Source organism: Clostridium neuense (assembly GCF_045310695.1).
In the GTDB taxonomy this organism is placed as follows: domain Bacteria; phylum Bacillota; class Clostridia; order Clostridiales; family Clostridiaceae; genus Clostridium_S; species Clostridium_S neuense.
In genome coordinates this window covers 255,184-273,398 of sequence record NZ_JBJIAA010000002.1, presented here as the reverse complement: position 1 = coordinate 273,398, position 18,215 = coordinate 255,184, and the positions used below count along the sequence as shown (strand labels likewise).

Sequence of the window (18,215 nt, the reverse complement as noted above, 5' to 3'; positions counted from 1 at the left end):
ATCCTTCTATAACCTAAATCAAGCACTGTCCAAGCAACAGGCAAAAACAAAAGTTGGAAAATGGCGATATTTTGGAACATTAAATACTATTGCCTCGTATGAGCGGTAAGGCAAGGAAAAAATTCCTTCGTTCCTACGGAATTTTGATATGAACTTGCATAACAATTTATTTGGAAGATTGAAATATATGAATGGAGTGATATTAATGTTAGAAGAATTAAAAAAAGAGGTAGTTAAGATAGCTAAGGAAGCTGACAGATCTGGATTATGCAAACATAGGTCAGGTAACTTCAGTATAAGAGATAAAGAGACAGGTTATGTTGTTGTAACTCCTACAGGTGTAGATAGAGAAATATTAACTTATCATGATATATGTGTTATGGATTTAGATGCAAATGTAATAGAAAATGTTACAGGTTTAAGACCAACAAGTGAAGTTTTAATGCATCTTGAACTTTATAAAACAAGAGATGATATATTTGCAGTGGCACATACACATTCACGTTTCGCAACAGCTTTTGCAGTTCTTAATAAACCAATACCAGCAATAATATATGAATGTGCAAATCTTGGGCTTAAAGATGCTGTAATACCTGTAGCTCCATATGGAAGACCTGGAACAAGGGATCTTTCGGATAGTGTTATAGAACCTATAAAAAGAGCAGATACAATACTTCTTGAAAAGCATGGAGTAGTAGCTGTAGATAAAGATCCTGAAGAAGCATTATTAAAGGCTCATTATGTAGAGGAATTAGCAGAGGTTTATTATAGATCACTAGCAATAAATGGTGGAAAGGAACCAGATGTATTTAAACCAGAAGAGCTTCAAAAATGGCAATATCCTTCTGAAATTAAATTAAAAGATTAAAAAATGGTATGGCGTAATAATAACTTTTAGTGAAGGTTATAGAATGGATAGTATTGTTTTAGAAAGGTGGATTAATATGAAGAAATTAATGAATAAACCAGAGGATTTTTCAAGAGAAACCATAGAGGGAATTATCTTGGCACATCCCGAATGTTTAAAAATGGTTGATAATAATTTTAGATGTGTAGTTAGGGCTGATGAAAGGAAACCTGGTAAAGTTGCGATTGCTACAGGAGGTGGCTCAGGTCACCTTCCAACCTTCCTTGGATATGTTGGTTATGGTCTTGCAGATGGAGTAACTGTTGGAAATGTTTTTGCATCACCAAGCGCTGAAGCTATGTATGAAGTAGACAAGGCTATAGATAATGGAGCGGGAGTTCTTCATCTGTATGGAAGATATGGTGGAGATTTAATGAATTTTGGAATGGCAGCAGATCTTGCTTCAATGGATGATATAAGAGTTGAAGAAGTTTTAGTTACAGATGATGTGGCATCAGCACCAAAGGGTGAGGAGGATAAAAGAAGAGGAGTTGCTGGACTTTTCTATGCATATAAGACAGCTGGAGCAGCAGCAGAAAAGATGTATTCGCTGGATGAAGTTAAAAGAATTGCTCAAAAAACTGTAGATAATACAAGGACTATGGGAGTTGCATTAAGTTCATGTACAGTTCCAGAAGCAGGAAAGCCTACCTTTACAATTTCTGATGATGAAATGGAAATAGGTATGGGAATACATGGAGAGCCAGGAATTGAAAGAACAAAGCTTAAAACTAATGATGAAGTTGTAGAGATAATGTTAAATAAAATAATTGAAGATTTACCTTTTGAAGAAGGAGCTGAGGTTTCGGTTCTTGTTAATGGTCTTGGAGCTACACCGCTTGAAGAATTATATATAGCATACAGAAAGGTTTATGAAATATTAGATGGAAAAGGTATAAAAATATATAGAAATTATATCGGGGAATTTGCTACTTCGATGGAAATGGCAGGTATGTCTTTAACTTTATTAAAGCTTGATGATGAACTCAAAGAAATGCTTGATTTTAAAGCATATTCACCATTTTTTAAGCAAGATCAAAAATAGAAGAGTACAGAGCACAGAGTACGGAGTACAGTGAAGGATGATTTTTCTCCGCTATTGCTGCAAAAAATCTAAAACTTAATGATTGCGCATCACATGAAATCTAGTATTCAGCGCAGCTGATACTATTAAGTTGTGAGATTTACCTAAGTGAAACGAAAGGTAAATCCACCTTCACTGTCCACTGTCTTCTGTCAATTGTACTCTTAGAGCAAATATAACTTATTAGGATGAACTTACAATTTGTAATTTTGAAATTCTAAGTCGTCTATATATCGTAGTTAATTGGAGGGGTAAAAATGAATAAGGAGTTTTTGAAGAAAGTACTTGGAGAGATAACTAAGGTCATGAACGAAGAAAAAAATTATCTCATAGAGCTTGATGGATCTATGGGGGATGGTGATCTTGGTCTCACAATGTCAACAGGCTTTAAAACTATGTACGATGAAGTTGATAATATAACTTCAGAGGATATAGGTGCTGTAATGATGAAGCTTGGGATGAAAATGAATTCTACTGTACCATCAACTATGGGAACTTTAATATCTATATGTTTTCTAAAAGCAGCTAAAGAAGCAAAGGGAAAGACAGAAATAGATCTTTTAACCGCTTCAAAAATGGGAAGGGCAGCTGTAAGTGGAGTTATGGAGAGAGGAAAGGCTAAGGTTGGAGAGAAGACAATGCTTGATTCACTAGATCCAGCAGTAAAAGCACTTGAAAAGGCAGCAGAGGAAAATGAAGAGGTGAAAACAGCTTTTGAAAAAGCTTATGAAGCTGCTAAACAAGGAGTGGAAAATACAAAACAAATAAAATCAGTTCATGGAAGAGCTGCATACTATGGAGAAAAATCTCTAGGAAGACCAGATTCAGGAGCAGTTGCAGTTATGTTTATATTTAAAGGAATTTTTCAAAGCTTTTAATGAAGAAAATAGGATAACAGCAAGTAATTTAATATTTTCAGTCTATGAAGAATGCGAAATAACTTAACTAGTTCACAGTGCACAGTTCACAATTCACAATGAAGGATGATTTATCTTCCTCTCGTCAGATAAATCTAAAATTATATAAAAAACTGGTATGATGTTCATCTGGCTGAACGAAGATAATAAAGCATTATCTAGAAATGGCGCCAGCAATAAGTTTTAGATTTCCTGTAGCAAAGCGGAAGAAAATCATCCTAAACTGTGAACTGTGCATTGTGAACTGTGAACTGATTTAGTTCGCATTATTTTTTATTTGTGTGATAAAGAATTGGAGGTGAGAATATGTCAGACGGTGATATGATTATTGGTCTTGCCAAGGTTACTGAAGCAGCAGCAATTAGATCGGCAAGGCTTATTGGTAGAGGCAATAAAAATGAGGCAGATGGAGCAGCAGTAGATGGCATGAATGATGCATTTGCTTCTATGCCTATAAGAGGAACGGTAGTAATTGGAGAAGGAGAACTTGATGAAGCACCAATGCTTTATATAGGTCAAAAGGTCGGAAAATGGGAAAGTAATATGCCAGAGATGGATATAGCTGTAGATCCAGTAGATGGGACTACCTTAATAGCCAAAGGACTATCTCATGGAATAGCTGTTGTTGCTATGGGCACAAAGGATTCTCTTCTTCATGCTCCAGATATGTACATGCAGAAAATAGCTGTAGGTAAAGGTGCAAAAGGCGCAATAGACATAGAAAAATCTCCGATAGAAAATATGATAAGTGCTGCAAAGGCTTTAGGAAAAGATGTAAGAGAACTTACAGTTTTACTTCAAGACAGAGAAAGACACAGTTATATAATTGAGGCTGCCAGAAAAATAGGTGCAAAAGTAAAGGTATTCGGTGAGGGTGATGTAGAAGCTATTTTAACCTGTGGAATCGAAAGTTTGGATGTTGATATATTTATGGGAACTGGAGGAGCACCAGAAGGAGTAATAGCAGCAGCGGGAATAAAATGCCTAGGTGGGGACATGCAATGTAAATTGAAACCGCACACTATTGAAGAAATAAATAGATGCTCCAAAATGGGAATTAAGGACATTGATAAGGTATTTACATTAGATGATCTTGCTAAGGGTGATGAGATATATTTTTCGGCTTCAGGTATTACCAAATGTGAATTTTTAGATGGTGTAGTTTTTACTAAAAATCAGGTCGTCACACATACTGTTGTAATGAGTTTAAAAGACGAGTCAGTAAGGTTTATAAAAACAATAAGAAATAACAATGCTTCGTCGCGTTAAAAAAATCCTATAAATCTAAGTGGTGATTTTAAGAAAGTGCTTGCTTGAGTTATAGAAGGATAACGATCATATACGGAATTTTGGCATAAATCCTTATAGTACATTATTTGAACATTTTATCACTATTTTGGCCTAAAATATCGTTATTATAGTATTTTTCGTAGAGAATCGAATTATATAATGTACATAATATTTTATTCAAGAAGGATAACGATCATATACGGGGTTTGGGATGTAATCCCATTATCCTTCTTTAACTTATATTAGTCATCTATATATTAGCCCAAACTTCGTATATGTGTATATTCCTTGCATTTAGGTCTAAGCGAAGTAATGTTGATTTGGGATGGTTTAAATAAAGCTTTATAAATCCTAGATGATAAATCGTAAAAGTCTTAGAGAATTTAATCTGTTTGAGCGACAGCGAGTAAACATACACGGGGCATGGGCTTTGCCCATTATCCTTCTATACCGTAAGTAAGCACTCGTTTTAAATCACCACTTGATTTATTAGCTTTATTTAATATCCCAAATCAATATCACCTCGCTAAATTTTAGTTTATCATGATGAATTTGATACCATCATTTCAAACTTTCAAGTTGCTATATGTTTAGTGTGTTGTTATTTCTATATAATTTTCTAAGGATTTAATACGTGCTGTAGACAGCTTGTCTGTACCAACATTTTTGAATACTTCCACTGTAGCTTTAGCAACTTCGGTTTTATCAAATTTATTTGAAAACCTTAATATTATATATGGTTTATTTGTTTTTAGAAAATCGTTTATTTTAGTTGAGTATTGGGATAAGTCATTAACTTCAAGTCCGTTAGAAACATAATAGTCATTTTTGTTGCTTTTTCCTGCAAACTTTAAAAAGTCGTCGTTGAGGCAGAAATCCTTATCTTCAACATATGTTAAATTTGATGCAGTTTCATCATTGCTTTCATATAGCATATATGGTATTCCTGAGTTTGTACCATTGTTTGTATTATCTACATTTAGCCATTCATTATTTATTTTTACTTTATTCCATGCATGAGGGCAATTTTCTATTGTGCCAGTAACTACCATGCAATCAACTTTGGCTAGGTCGCAAAGTAATTTGTATGAATAAGCATAACTCATACATACTCCAGATTTTTTTACCATTATTCCGTAAGTAGTAAAGGAATCGTTAAATTTAGAATCTACATGTTTATAATTGTTTTTTTCGGCATCCTTTAGAGCAGCATTATTATATCTGGTGTTTTTATCCAAATAATCATATAGAGCCTTACGCTTTTCTTCATCTGACATTTCTGGTTTTATAGTTGAAGAAACTATCTTTTTTGCTTCAGTAAGTATTTGCTTTTGCTTTTCTTTTGTGACATTTACTGTATCATCATATTTTATTTTTAAAGTTAAAGTAGAATAGTCATAATAATAACTTTTTACTCCTAATATAAGAGGATTTTGATATATTACTTTTTTTATAGTATCTGATAATGTGTTCATATTTTGAGCTTCAGGAAAAGCTTCTAATGAAATACTTGAATCAACATTTATAAGCTTCAAAGCCAAGTACTCCTCAAGCGGTGATGAAGCAGAAATTTTGGCTTCTTTTACTATATCAGAAGTAGTTATCTTTTCTTTATCTGCTTTAGTTATGTGATTTTCAGTGTTTTTCTTTTGCGTATCAATATTTGAATTTTTACTATCTGATTTATTTTTATCGTTTATTATTGTTGGAACATTTGGATCTGGTACGTTGTCACTTGTATCAGTTGGCTCAACATATCCACCGGAGGTATCTTTGTTAGTAGAATTAAAGCTATTTAGTAATGATTTATCAGAATCATTGAAGCTGAGTAAATAAGTATAACCTTTAAGAGCAGTGCCCTTTATTTTGTAGTTTATAAGCGTGGTGTTATCTTCTGTGCTTATATTTTTTGTGTCATATATGACTTCTCTATTTTGAACAGTGCCACCGATGAATTTTACTGGCACAGAATGAGGAAGTTCAGCAGCATTTTGGAATTTATGAATAAAGGTTTGTCCATCATTTAATGCTACTGGAAGTTTTGAATTTAAAGTAGATGTACATACAGGAATACTAAAATTTGATTCCTTATCACCAGCTACAGCAGTAACATAATAATCTCCATTTAAACTGCTATTCTCTTCACTTACAATTTTGTCGCCAATGGTTTCGAGACCATCTTTACCATCAGTCATGAAATCTTGCCAAGCTGTTTTAGTAGTTGTTGCTTCAAGTAATGGGTAACCTTTATAACCATCTTCTGCACTGCTAGTAGGGGCATTTTTGTCTCCACCTATAGTCGGTGTGATAACGTGATATACATTGTATTTTTCCGCACCGTTTACTTTATCCCAAACTAATTTAAGTCTACCATCAGTACTTATTTCCTTCCTTAGATTTGGAACTGGTAAATCTGATTTTATTGTGAAAGGTATAATTATAGGGTTGTCCAATTTTTCTGCATTCTTTGAGTTCATACTATAATTTATTCTTATGTAATATATAGGAGCATTTCCCCAAACAGCACCATTTGAAGTCATATTTTTTTGAGAACTTAATACAGCACTTAGGGGCTTTATAGATACGTGAGTTTCATCATTGCTGTTATTTTTTGGCCATTCAAATGCTAGAACTTTGCTTTGCTCTAAGCATTTTGAATCTGTGTGAACAGAAACTATGTCTTGGACTTTTATATTTTCTAAATTAGATTTGAAGGTAAAATCAAATTCTTGATTATTTGGTACGTTGTACATTGGCATTATAGAATTTTTATTTTCTTCTTTATACTTTTTTTTAATGCTTTGAATTGATACAGAATTAGTATCGGAATAGTATGATTGCGAGGAATCAGTATTTTTGCTAGTAAGGTTACTATTGCTGCAACCTGTAAATAAGCTGCTTGTAATAATTGAAAATACGACTGCAGCTGAAATTAGTTTTTTCATTAAAATAATCTCCTTTATGTACTATAATATATTTAATATTAAATTTAATATAATTATAATATATATTAAAACATCATTGGACACAATAGTCAATAAAGGAAATTATATAATGGTTTTTGCATTATTTTACTTCACATTTACAATAATATAAGCAGCACAAAGTAGTACCAGCAGCAAAAACTGTAAAAGAAGCAACTACGTTTGTAGTATTTAATAAAACAGCATTTGGTATAATTGATGAGACTTTACCTTCTGAAAAATTAAAGCAATTAGAAAGTATTTTAATAGGAAAGTATGTTGGAATATAATCACAATTGTTTTTAAATGCATACCCTAGAGTATTTTTGTTTGCCATTGGTATAAAAAATGACATGTATGAATTGCATATACAAACTACAGCACTGTAGATAAATGGTACTATTGAGTTTTTACAAAGTAGAGCTATTAAAATCGCAATAGGTAAAATTGCATATAGGCATAATATATGATATAAGTTCAATTTTAAGTATACAAGCAGAAGGCTACTTGTAAGTTCGACATGATTAAATAGGTTTCCAAGTAAAAGTGCAAGAAAAAGCTGAAAGAATATTAAGCCAGCTATTAAAAAGGTTATGAATACTAATTTTGAAAAAAATATCTTTAGTTTACTAGCTGGATAGCAAAATAAATTAGACATTGTCTTAAAAGAAAATTCTCTTGTAAATATATAAGCAGCAATTAGTGTGGATAGTGGAATAGTTAGAAAATTAAAGGATGCTTGCTCTATTAGAAAAATATAATTAATACCATTTCTTAAGGAATTTCCTTTGCTTGCTAAAAGAGTTATGCCTATTGGCAAAATTGATACTATGAAAATTAAAGATAAATAAAAATGAGATTTTTTTATTTTTAAGAATTCACAATAGATGACATTATACATTTGAAACATCTCCTGTTATTTTATTTCGCATTTGGAGTAATATAGTAAACATAAAATAATTCCTATAGCAAAAACTATCAAAGCTATAAGTATACTTGAAATTTGCATCGGTACGGAGTTTAAGCTTATATTCATAACTGTTTTTATAGATTTAACACAATTTTGAAATACTAGCATTGGATAATAGGTTACAAAGTAATCTTGATTGCTATACAAAAAACTTCCAGTAGAGTCTGTTTTTAATTTTAATATATAAATGGAAATATACATATTAGCTAAGGAAATTATAAAACTATAGCCTACAGGTACTATAAAATTTTTGCAAATTAGTGAGATTAGTAAGCCAATTGGTAAAATTGCATACATGGAAAATAATTCATATAAATTTATTTTTAAGTAGCCAAAGAAAATTTGACTTGTAAGTTCGTCATGTTTTAATAAAAGCCCAATTAAAATGACTAACAAAAATTGAAAGAGTATATAGAAAGCTATTAAAATACCCGAAGCTATTAATTTTGAAAGAAATACTTTTGTTTTACTAAGTGGATAGCAAAATAAAGTGGACATTGTTTTAAAATGAAATTCTTTTGTAAATATATAAGAAACAATTAAGGTGGATACTGGAATACTCAAAAATCCAGGAGTGAATTGCCAAGCTTGAAAAATATAGCTGGTCCAGTGCACAGTACGATTAGTTCCTAAAAAATTATTGCATGAAACTATTGGAAAAAAGCATGCAGCTATTAGCAAAAATAAATAAAATTTTGATTTTTTTAGTTTGAGAAATTCACAATAAACGGCATTAAGCATTTACAGCACCCCCTGTTAGTTTGACAAAATAATCTTCAAGGTTATCAAGACTAACAGACATTTCATATAATTCTATATTATTTTCAGCTAGTATTTTAGAAATAGCAGCACTTTTATCTAGCATTCCGTAAACTCTTATTATATTTTTTTCAGTGACTTCATAATCTTTAAAATTAAGCTTATTTTCAAGAAGAAAGCAGGCTTTTTTATCGTCACTTACTTTTATTTTTAAGTATTTTCGGTTTTTTCTTTGAAGCTCTTTATAATCTATTTCCTCAAGTAGACGACCTTTGTGTATAATTGCTATTTCAGTTGCAAGATGCTCTATTTCGCTTAATAAATGACTTGATATTAGTATAGTTATGCCCTTTTTATTGCATAAATCAATAAGGGTATCCCTCATAGTTTTGATTCCAATTGGGTCTAAGCCGTTAGTAGGTTCATCAAGAATAAGGAGTTCTGGCTTGTGAAGAAGGGCTCTTGCAAGACCTAATCTTTGTTTCATTCCAAGTGAGTAATTTTTCACTTTCTTATTTTTTATTGCACTAAGATCCAATCCAGCAGTTTCCAAGGCATCCTTAATGTATTCCTTATTTTCTATTTGCATCATTCTTCTGTGGATTTCAAGATTTTCTTCTCCAGTAAGATTTGGATAAAAACCAGGATATTCTATTATTGCCCCTATTTTTTTGAACACTTCTCTAGAAGGATTAATTTCTCCAAATAATTTAACTTCTCCATTTGATGGTTTTATAAGATTTAAAATCATACGAAGCGTTGTTGTTTTACCAGCACCATTTTGTCCTAAAAATCCGTAAATTTGTCCTCTTTTTATGTTTAAATCTAGGTCATCAACTACGTTTGTATTTTTATAAGTTTTTGTAAGATTGTACGTTTGTATTATTGATTCCATAAAATTCACCCCAGTACTTGTTTTTGGAATTACTGAAAGCTTATCTGTAATTTCAATAATATAATACATCATAATATTTACAGATACATAACACCTTTCTTACATGTTTCTTAACTTTTTAAAAAATGTGATTTTAAAAGTTGTTTTTTCGTAGGGAAGACTTTCTACTTCTATTTTTCCATTATGTTTTTCAACAAGCTTTTTTACTATAGTTAAGCCTATGCCGCTGCCTTTTAAATTACTGTTTCTAGATTTTTCACCTGTATAAAGCCTTTCAAAAATATAAGGTAGGTCTTCTTTTTTTATTCCTTTTCCTTTATCCCATATATCTATGGTTACACTATCTTTGTTTTCCTTTAAACTTATTCCAATTACTTTTCCACTGATGCCATATTTTAAGCTGTTACCTATTATGTTTTGAAGTATTCTATTTATTGATTTTTCATCAGCAGTAATGTACACTTCTTTTTCTGGAATTTTAATTATAGGGGTGATTTCTTTAGCTTCAAAATCTTTTAAAAAAGAAAGAATGCACTGCCTTGTAACCTCTGTGATGTCTATTTTTTTGAACTCGAAATTTATGTCGTCAGAGTCTATTTTGGAAAGGCTAAAAAATTCGTCAATTAGATTTCGCAAAACTTCACCTTTGGTTTCAATAACGTTAAGATATTCTTTTTTCTCATTTAAGCTTAGAGAGGCATCAGTTTGTAGCATTTCAACATAACCAAGCATTGCAGTAAGAGGGGTTCTTAAATCATGGGATATATTTGACACCATCTTTTTTCTATCATCCTCGTACTGCTTGTTTACAGCTGCAACTTCTTGAAATTTATCAATGAGACGATTTAAGTTTATGATTAGATTTCTCACCGACTTATTGTAGTCGTGAAATTTTATTCTTGCGTTAAAGTTTCCAGTTATTATTTCTGTTAAAGAATTTGAAATTTTGTTTATTTTAATATTTTGGAACATAATTATTGCAATTAGAATGAAAATAACAATAATTAAAAAAGCGTACATCATTGCAGTTTACCTAGCCTATAACCTATTCCCCATACGGTTTCAATATATTTTGGGGTAGCGTTATCGTCTTCTATTTTATTTCTGAGCCGCTTTATATGTACCATTACTGTGTTATCATCACCCATATATTCTTGTCCCCATACGGAGTTAAATATCTGAGCTTTTGTGAATACTTTGCTTGGATTTTTAAAAAGCAATTTTAATATTTCAAATTCCTTTGGTCGTAGATTTATTACTTCATCATTTTTAATTAAAGTGTAATTTTCTAAATTTAATTTTAAATTACCGTGTTCAAGAATAGAGGCTTTCTCATTATTATCATTTGAATCATAATACATAAATCTTCTAAGTTGAGCCTTTACTCTTGCAGTAAGTTCAGCTACAGAAAAAGGTTTTACGAGATAATCATCAGCACCAAGACCAAGCCCTATAATTCTATCACTTTCTTCAGTTTTTGCAGATAAAATTAATATTGGGATTGTACTTTTTTCACGTATTCTTCGCATGACTTCCATGCCATCGATTTTTGGAAGCATTAAGTCGAGAATTATAAGTTTAAAATCACTGTTATTAGTCCAAATATTCAAAGCTTCTTCACCATCAAAGGCTTCTTCTATATCAAAGCCTTCTTTTGAAAGAGCTTTACTAATCATAGTATTTATGGCTTCATCATCTTCAACTATAAGTATTTTTGTAGTTTTCATCAAAATCACTCCTTAAAATTAATTCTAACATATTTTATTTTAGGAAGTTTATGTGAACATAAGGTTTATATATAAAGTTGAATTTAACAGCGTATTTATTAAGTAATAGCTAAATTACATGCAATATTATTAAAAAACTATGTTATAATTATAGAATAATAGTAAAGAATTAAAGATAAACCATTCTGAAACTTGAAATGGTTTATCTTTATATAATATAAGGTGTATTAAATATTTAATATTAAAAGGATGGTAGTATGAACAGTTTTGAAAAAAAGGCACCTAAAGTATATTTAAAAAAATCTATGGTCATAGAACTTATAAGTATAACTTTAAGTATTTTTAGCAAGGATGAAGAATGTAGAGGTTTAGTTAAAAAGGTCTATGGAAAGTCCTTCGTGGATGAAGTTGTAAACAAGCATAAAAATTTAGGTGTTTTGATAAAATCCCTCAAGGATGGAGGATATGGAATTTTTGAATTTTTATATCTAAATAGAGAATTTGATGACGTTGAAAAGTATATAGAAAGCGTAAAAAGTACCACAAAAGAAAGGTTCTTTTATAATTTTTGGGGACTTGAAATAAATGAAGAAAAAATCAAAAAAGCTTTAAGAAGTGACAGAAGTTTAGAGGAATTTTTTTATGGGTACAAATATTTATGTGATGATCTTGAGTGTTTTAAGTTCATAGTGAACAGTTGGCAGGAATTTTTGGATATGATTTTAAAGTGCTCTCTGGAATTTTATACAGATGAGTTTCATAAACTTATGGATAATTTGTATGAAAGCTATAAAAGTGAATTCATAAAGTTAGAAAATGAATTAAAGTCACATGAACCTATTGAAATATCACAAAATATAATGGGCAGGAATTTTAGAAGGAAAGATCCATACGAAGAATATATATTTATACCATCATATTTTTTAATCGGAAAATATGTTAGGTATATGAGCGATATTCAAGTTTTAGCATATAAGATGATAGAAAGTACAGAAGTTAAAGTAGATAAAATGTTTCAAGTACTTAAGGTTATTTCTGATAGTACGCGTTTTGAAATATTGAAGCTTTTAATGAAGGAACCTATGTATGGCAAGCAAATTTCTGAAATAATAAATTTAACAACTCCAACAATATCCCATCATCTTGAGCAGCTCAGAAGTGTAGGGATAATAAGTGAAGAAAGAATAAAGAATGTTAAGTACTTTAGTGCAAATGGAAATGAAATAAAAAAGTTTTTGGGTTGGCTTAGCCATAATCTTGATATAAGTAAGCTTCCTCATGCTGAAAATAAATAAGGAGTTTGACAATTAAAAAGTCAGACTTTTTTGTTATAATAAATCCCAAACATCAGTAATATTACTGGTGTTAATTTTTTTGAAATATTTGTGAATACTTCTAATATTGCTTATCTTATATGCTATAATGTTTTATATGATTATGGGATTGAGAAAGGATAATGTTTTTATGGAAGTGAAAGATGAATTTTTAAGGCGTATAGATCATTTTAAGGCGGAGGAAGCTAAAAATAAAAAAAGCTATGGCTTAATAAGTTTGCTTAGATTTGCAGCTTTTATACTTGCAGCATGTCTTACATATCTTACTTATAAAAATCTGTCTGTATTTATGATTTTGGGCACATTGATATCTTATATATTGTTCGTATATTTGTTAAGTATTCACAGCAGGATATCTTATGAACTTTTAAGAATAAAAAATATGCTTGAAGTTAATGAAAAGTATTTGAAGAGAATTGATGGTACATGGACTTCTTTTGAAGACTGCGGAGTTGATAAGATTGATGAGGAAAAGCCATATCTTACTGACCTTGATATATTGGGGGAAAAGTCTCTTTTTCAGCTTATAAATATTACAAAAACTTTTTTGGGTAGGGAAAAGCTAATAGAACTTTTAAAAAATCCTAATAAGGATATTAATAAAATAAAGGAAAGACAAGAAGCTATAAGAGAACTTGGAGAAAAGCTTGATTTTACTCAAAGAATTGAAGGCGAAGGGATTATAAATAAAAATACCGTTGAAAATCCAGAGCAGCTATTCGATTATGTTGAAAGTACAAAAAAGGTTTTTGCTAGTCCAATTGCTAAAATAATATCTTGGGTACTTCCTGTTATAACTATAGTAGCCTCTATTCTTATTATTTATTATAAGCTAGATAAGTACTATGGCTATATAGGATTATTTTTTACAATACATCTTCTTATAAGCGGAATTGGCTATGCAAAGATGTCCCCAGTGTTGGGACCTATATATAAAAAGAAAAATGACTTGGAGTCTTATTTTAATATTTTGAAATTGATAGAGGATGAAGAATTCAAAAGCCCATATTTAAAGGAACTTAAAGGAAAACTTACCTTCAACGGAAAAAGTGCAAATGCAATTCTTAAAGAGCTTACAACTATAGTTGAAAAAATTGAGTATATAAACAATATAGTTGGATATGTAGTATTAGGTATTGTGTTTTTTTGGGAGTACCACAGGCTTTTTGAATTTGAAAATTGGAAAGCTAAGTATGGAAAATGCATAAGACAGTGGCTTGATGTAATAGGCGAATTTGAAAGTCTAGCTAGTTTTGCTGTTATGTTTCATTTGAATTCAAAACTTACTTTTCCAGAACTTTCAGAAGGAAATTTGGTATTTTCAGGGGAAGAAATAGGGCATCCTTTAATTGATGAAAAAACAAGAGTATATAATGATGTTGATATGACAGACAGTATATTTATAATTACTGGTTCAAATATGTCTGGAAAAACTACTTTTTTAAGAACTATTGGAATAAATCTTGTTCTTGCATATGCAGGAGCACCTGTGTGCGGTAGCACGCTTAAATGCTCTATTGTTGATATATATACTTCTATGAGAATAACAGATGATTTAAATAGGGGAATGTCCACTTTCTATGTTGAGCTTGTTAGAATGAAAAAAATGATAGAAAATATAAAAACAAAGCGCCCTATGATTTTTTTAATAGATGAAATATTCCGTGGAACCAACTCAAATGATAGAATAGTCGGAGCAAAGAGTGTACTTAAAAGTCTCAATGAGAAATGGGTATTTGGACTTATTTCAACGCATGATTTTGAATTATGTAGTCTTGAATACGATGATAAAAAGAGAATTAAAAATTATCATTTTTCTGAAAGTTATGAGGGAAATAAGATAAAATTTGATTATAAGCTAAAAAAAGGACGTTCAGATACAACTAATGCTAAATATCTCATGAAAATGATTGGAATTGATATTATAGAATAAACTTTTTAAAATATAGTAATTATATAGAAAAAACATAGTATATATATAAGGTGACGATATATACAAGGAGGAAATTTATGTACAAAGAAAGAATATCAGTATTTAAAGTTCTTTCAAATGTTTTTTCTATGGGGGCAGCTAATATAATAAAATTTGTTGTAGCTATGGTTATACCAGCTTTGGCATTTTTGCTTATGAGCTTTTGTTCTGGATTAATAATCGGCAGTGCGGCCATAATGTCAGAACACTCTGCTGGTGAGATTTTATTGTGTGCGATTATTACCCTAGTAGTAACTTTTGGAGTTTGTATACCATTAAGTATAGGAATATATTGTATATCACGAAATTATCAAGATAAACATGAAATTATATTCTCAGATATATTTGTATGCTTTAAAGAAAACATTATGTTAAAGTCAATAGGATTAACATTTCTTTTAGGATTAATATTAGTTGTAGGTTATATATTATTTATAATACCTGGCATAATACTTACGTACATGTTTATTTTTGCATTTTTTGTTATGATAGATAATACTGACCTTGGTATACTAGAGATTATTAGTTTAACTGCAAAGCTTACAAAAGGTTACAAACTTAAAATTTTTGGCTATAATATAATACTTGGAATTATACCGGGGATTTTATATATGGTACTTCGTGGAAGCACATTAGGCTGCATAATATATTTTATAATTTCTTTAATTGTATCAGCTGTTAACTTATTGGGATTAAGCTTTTTTTACATGGATAGCTTAGATTGGTTTAATAATGCAACAAAAGAATAGAATTTTCAAATATTAATTGACATGATATATAATTAATTGTATAATTAACTAAACATATAAGAATACTATATAAAATCTTATCAAGAGTGGTGGAGGGACTGGCCCTGTGAAACCCGACAACCGGCATTACCATTAGATGTACGGTGTTAATTCCTGCAAAGCAATTTGGGAGATAAGAAAATGGTGATAAAATTTGTTATTAAGCTGTTTTCTTTTTGAGGAAACAGTTTTTTTATTTTTAGGGGTGATATTTTGAGTGGAAAAGATAGGATAGATACTGTAAAAAAACAGAAATTGGCTTTAGAAAATAATATACAAGGAGAAAAAATTTTAGATATTGGTGGAGGTGGCGAAGGAGTCATTGGAGGAATATATGGAAGAAAAGTAATTGCCGTAGATAAAAGGCAGGATGAACTTGACGCTGCAGCAGAAGGACCAATAAAGATGGTTATGGATGCTTCAAATTTAACTTTTAAAGATAAAAATTTTGATGCAGCTACTTCATTTTTTACAATGATGTTTATTGACAAGGACGATCATAAAAAAGTATTTGATGAAGTATACAGAGTTTTAAAAAATGGCTCTAATTTTGTTTTGTGGGATGCTGTTATTCCAAAAGAGGATGATAGCAAAAAAGATATATTTCTTATTGAACTTGAAATAGCTACACCTAATGGATTAATCGAAACCTCCTATGCTGTAATGAAGAAAAATAATGAGCAGGATATAAAGTATTTTAAGAAATTAGGGAAAAAGGCTGGGTTTAAAATTGAAAGTGAAGAGGATTACGATAAAACTTTCAAAATAGTGTTTAAAAAATCATAGCAAAAAAATATGATTTATATGCAATTGACAAAATTTGAAACAAAAAGTATAACTATATTATTTCTATAAGAGTAATGTACAAGGGGGAAAATTGATGAAAAAGAAAAATATATTGAAAAATTTTATTGTACTAATTTGCATTTCAACTTTATTAGTATTATCAGCATGTGGTAAGGAAGGTACTAGTAAAACTGCTAAAAGGGTAATTAATATTGGAATAACTAATTCGCCAGGAAATCTTAATCCTATAGATCCAGCAGATACATCTTCTGGAATTGTTGCTTCAATCTTGTTTGAGCCACTTATGGATCTTGATAGTGATATGAAATATAAACCAATGCTAGCTGATTCGGTTAAAACTAATGATAATAAAGTATTTACTGTTAACTTAAACAAGAAAGCAAAATGGACAGATGGAAAGCCTGTAACTGCCGATGATGTAATTTTTACATTAAAACTTCTTACAAACTCTAAAATATCATCTATGGCGGCATCAAATTTTAATATATTAGAAGGACTAGATGATAAAGGCTTTACACCTTCTGAAGGAAGTGATTTTGCTGGGGCTAAAAAAATTGATAATCATACAGTACAGTTTACAACTAAAGCTACAGTTTCATTAATATTGTTTGAGGATTCAATTTGTAAAAATCTAAGAACTGTGCCTAAGCATGAGCTTTCAAACATAAAGCCAACTGAAATTTCTAAGAGTCCTTTTATTCAAAATCCAACTGTTACGGATGGAGCATTTTCATTTGTTAAATATGAAAGAGATCAATACATACAATTAAAAGCGAACAACAACTATTATAAGGGTGTTCCAAAGCTGGATCAATTAAATTTTAAAGTTATGCAGGGCACTAATCTAGCAGTTGAATTGCAAAAAGGTGAAATTGATATGAATATAGGTGCTATTCCTGTAGATGATTATAGTAAAGTAAAAAGTTTAAATAATGTAAAAACTTTTGCAGGCGAGCCTAATAATCTTCAATTTTTGTTTATAAATGAAAAGGCAGTACCTAATGCTAAAGTTAGAAAAGCAATTTCTTATGCCATAAATAGAAAGCAAATTGTTCAAAACCTTTTAAAGGGTGAAGGAAAAGCTATAGATGGTTTCTTCTCAGAAGGTAATCCATATTACAATAAAAATATACCACAAGTAACTTATGATGTAAGCAAAGCTAAGGCACTTTTAAAAGAAGCTGGCTTTGATTCAAATAAAACTCTTATATTTAATGTTCCTACAGGAAACACAACTAGAGAGCAGGCGGCGGATATTATAGCAGCAGATCTTAAGGATATAGGTATTAATGTGCAAGTTCAAAAATTTGATTTTGCTACTACTCAAGCTAAGGCAAAGAATGGTCAATTTGATTTAACAATAATGGGAGATACCATCATTCCTATAAATCCAACTTATGATCTTCCATTCTTCATACTTACAGGTAATTATAATGGATATAGTAATAAAGAGGTAGACAACTTAATTTTATCTGTTAAGTCAGAAGCAAACGAAGAAAAGGTTAAAGAAGATTATAATAAATTGCAGGGGATTTTAGCAGAGGATGTACCTTGCCCTGTAGTTTATGCAGCAAGTCAATTAACAGCCGTAAACAAAAGGGTAACTAATGGAAAACCTAAAGATTACGGAACATTTATTGATGTTTATAATTGGGACGTCGCGAAATAACAGTGTTTTGAAATGTTAAATGCTGTTACCTAATTTAAAATTAAAAAATAAAAAAGTTCTTATCCTAATAATTTTGTATGGGTAAGAACTTTTTTATTACTTTTTTGTAATAAACAATTTATACCACAGTAAT

The 18,215-nt window shown here is 30.4% G+C and carries 15 protein-coding genes and 1 riboswitch; of the genes, 9 read left to right on the top strand and 6 right to left on the bottom strand.

The window, feature by feature from the left end; genetic code table 11:
* The first annotated feature begins 205 nt into the window (after positions 1-205).
* The 4 genes from ACJDT4_RS03590 to glpX all read left to right on the top strand — a co-directional run bounded on the left by ACJDT4_RS03590 (position 206) and on the right by glpX (position 4,177).
* Complete coding sequence (locus ACJDT4_RS03590; RefSeq protein ID WP_406786159.1) at positions 206-868, top strand: class II aldolase/adducin family protein; 663 nt, start codon at positions 206-208, stop codon at positions 866-868.
* A gap of 76 nt (positions 869-944) precedes the next feature.
* Positions 945-1,952: a dihydroxyacetone kinase subunit DhaK gene (locus tag ACJDT4_RS03585; protein ID WP_406786226.1), complete on the top strand. Its 1,008-nt coding sequence runs from the start codon at positions 945-947 to the stop codon at positions 1,950-1,952.
* Between the two features lie 296 nt (positions 1,953-2,248).
* Positions 2,249-2,869 (top strand): dihydroxyacetone kinase subunit DhaL, encoded by a 621-nt coding sequence (gene dhaL, locus ACJDT4_RS03580; RefSeq protein ID WP_406786158.1) that lies wholly within the window; start codon positions 2,249-2,251, stop codon positions 2,867-2,869.
* A gap of 345 nt (positions 2,870-3,214) precedes the next feature.
* Positions 3,215-4,177, top strand: a complete 963-nt coding sequence (gene glpX / locus ACJDT4_RS03575; protein WP_406786157.1) for a class II fructose-bisphosphatase — start codon at positions 3,215-3,217, stop codon at positions 4,175-4,177.
* Between the two features lie 611 nt (positions 4,178-4,788).
* On the opposite strand, the gene ACJDT4_RS03570 is transcribed toward glpX, so the two are convergent.
* From ACJDT4_RS03570 to ACJDT4_RS03545, 6 genes are all read right to left on the bottom strand, one after another.
* Complete coding sequence (locus ACJDT4_RS03570) at positions 4,789-7,143, bottom strand: transglutaminase domain-containing protein (protein ID WP_406786156.1); 2,355 nt, start codon at positions 7,141-7,143, stop codon at positions 4,789-4,791.
* A 121-nt stretch (positions 7,144-7,264) separates the two neighbouring features.
* Positions 7,265-8,062 carry an ABC transporter permease gene (locus ACJDT4_RS03565; protein ID WP_406786155.1) on the bottom strand — a complete coding sequence of 266 codons (798 nt, stop codon included), beginning with the start codon at positions 8,060-8,062 and terminating at the stop codon, positions 7,265-7,267.
* Between the two features lie 15 nt (positions 8,063-8,077).
* The gene (locus tag ACJDT4_RS03560; protein WP_406786154.1) at positions 8,078-8,872 is read right to left on the bottom strand and encodes an ABC transporter permease; all 795 of its coding nucleotides are present in this window, start codon (positions 8,870-8,872) and stop codon (positions 8,078-8,080) included.
* Positions 8,865-9,785 carry an ABC transporter ATP-binding protein gene (locus tag ACJDT4_RS03555; RefSeq protein WP_406786153.1) on the bottom strand — a complete coding sequence of 307 codons (921 nt, stop codon included), beginning with the start codon at positions 9,783-9,785 and terminating at the stop codon, positions 8,865-8,867. The genes ACJDT4_RS03560 and ACJDT4_RS03555 overlap by 8 nt, the downstream gene beginning before the upstream one ends.
* Before the next feature lie 99 nt (positions 9,786-9,884).
* Entirely contained in the window at positions 9,885-10,808 is a 924-nt protein-coding gene (locus ACJDT4_RS03550) for a sensor histidine kinase (RefSeq protein ID WP_406786152.1), read from the bottom strand.
* Positions 10,805-11,512, bottom strand: a complete 708-nt coding sequence (locus tag ACJDT4_RS03545) for a response regulator transcription factor (protein WP_406786151.1) — start codon at positions 11,510-11,512, stop codon at positions 10,805-10,807. Before ACJDT4_RS03545 ends, ACJDT4_RS03550 begins: the two co-directional genes overlap by 4 nt.
* A gap of 257 nt (positions 11,513-11,769) precedes the next feature.
* Here ACJDT4_RS03545 and ACJDT4_RS03540 point away from each other — a divergent pair, with 257 nt between their 5' ends.
* From ACJDT4_RS03540 to ACJDT4_RS03520, 5 genes are all read left to right on the top strand, one after another.
* The gene (locus ACJDT4_RS03540; RefSeq protein ID WP_406786150.1) at positions 11,770-12,807 is read left to right on the top strand and encodes an ArsR/SmtB family transcription factor; all 1,038 of its coding nucleotides are present in this window, start codon (positions 11,770-11,772) and stop codon (positions 12,805-12,807) included.
* A 169-nt stretch (positions 12,808-12,976) separates the two neighbouring features.
* On the top strand, positions 12,977-14,779 hold the full coding sequence (locus ACJDT4_RS03535) for a MutS family DNA mismatch repair protein (protein ID WP_406786149.1): 1,803 nt from the start codon (positions 12,977-12,979) through the stop codon (positions 14,777-14,779).
* Between the two features lie 77 nt (positions 14,780-14,856).
* Complete coding sequence (locus tag ACJDT4_RS03530) at positions 14,857-15,567, top strand: DUF975 family protein (RefSeq protein ID WP_406786148.1); 711 nt, start codon at positions 14,857-14,859, stop codon at positions 15,565-15,567.
* Positions 15,568-15,641: 74 nt separating this feature from the next.
* Positions 15,642-15,746, top strand: a riboswitch (SAM riboswitch).
* A gap of 73 nt (positions 15,747-15,819) precedes the next feature.
* Positions 15,820-16,392: a class I SAM-dependent methyltransferase gene (locus ACJDT4_RS03525; RefSeq protein ID WP_406786147.1), complete on the top strand. Its 573-nt coding sequence runs from the start codon at positions 15,820-15,822 to the stop codon at positions 16,390-16,392.
* Between the two features lie 94 nt (positions 16,393-16,486).
* On the top strand, positions 16,487-18,082 hold the full coding sequence (locus ACJDT4_RS03520; RefSeq protein WP_406786146.1) for an ABC transporter substrate-binding protein: 1,596 nt from the start codon (positions 16,487-16,489) through the stop codon (positions 18,080-18,082).
* Positions 18,083-18,215: the final 133 nt, after the last annotated feature.

Excerpts from the sequence above, each read along its gene's own strand:
- ACJDT4_RS03590 (WP_406786159.1), top strand. The coding sequence starts at position 206 with ATGTTAGAAGAATTAAAAAAAGAGGTAGTTAAGATAGCTAAGGAAGCT.
- ACJDT4_RS03585 (WP_406786226.1), top strand. The coding sequence starts at position 945 with ATGAAGAAATTAATGAATAAACCAGAGGATTTTTCAAGAGAAACCATA.
- dhaL (WP_406786158.1), top strand. The coding sequence starts at position 2,249 with ATGAATAAGGAGTTTTTGAAGAAAGTACTTGGAGAGATAACTAAGGTC.
- glpX (WP_406786157.1), top strand. The coding sequence starts at position 3,215 with ATGTCAGACGGTGATATGATTATTGGTCTTGCCAAGGTTACTGAAGCA.
- ACJDT4_RS03570 (WP_406786156.1), bottom strand. The coding sequence starts at position 7,143 with ATGAAAAAACTAATTTCAGCTGCAGTCGTATTTTCAATTATTACAAGC.
- ACJDT4_RS03565 (WP_406786155.1), bottom strand. The coding sequence starts at position 8,062 with ATGTATAATGTCATCTATTGTGAATTCTTAAAAATAAAAAAATCTCAT.
- ACJDT4_RS03560 (WP_406786154.1), bottom strand. The coding sequence starts at position 8,872 with ATGCTTAATGCCGTTTATTGTGAATTTCTCAAACTAAAAAAATCAAAA.
- ACJDT4_RS03555 (WP_406786153.1), bottom strand. The coding sequence starts at position 9,785 with ATGGAATCAATAATACAAACGTACAATCTTACAAAAACTTATAAAAAT.
- ACJDT4_RS03550 (WP_406786152.1), bottom strand. The coding sequence starts at position 10,808 with ATGATGTACGCTTTTTTAATTATTGTTATTTTCATTCTAATTGCAATA.
- ACJDT4_RS03545 (WP_406786151.1), bottom strand. The coding sequence starts at position 11,512 with ATGAAAACTACAAAAATACTTATAGTTGAAGATGATGAAGCCATAAAT.
- ACJDT4_RS03540 (WP_406786150.1), top strand. The coding sequence starts at position 11,770 with ATGAACAGTTTTGAAAAAAAGGCACCTAAAGTATATTTAAAAAAATCT.
- ACJDT4_RS03535 (WP_406786149.1), top strand. The coding sequence starts at position 12,977 with ATGGAAGTGAAAGATGAATTTTTAAGGCGTATAGATCATTTTAAGGCG.
- ACJDT4_RS03530 (WP_406786148.1), top strand. The coding sequence starts at position 14,857 with ATGTACAAAGAAAGAATATCAGTATTTAAAGTTCTTTCAAATGTTTTT.
- ACJDT4_RS03520 (WP_406786146.1), top strand. The coding sequence starts at position 16,487 with ATGAAAAAGAAAAATATATTGAAAAATTTTATTGTACTAATTTGCATT.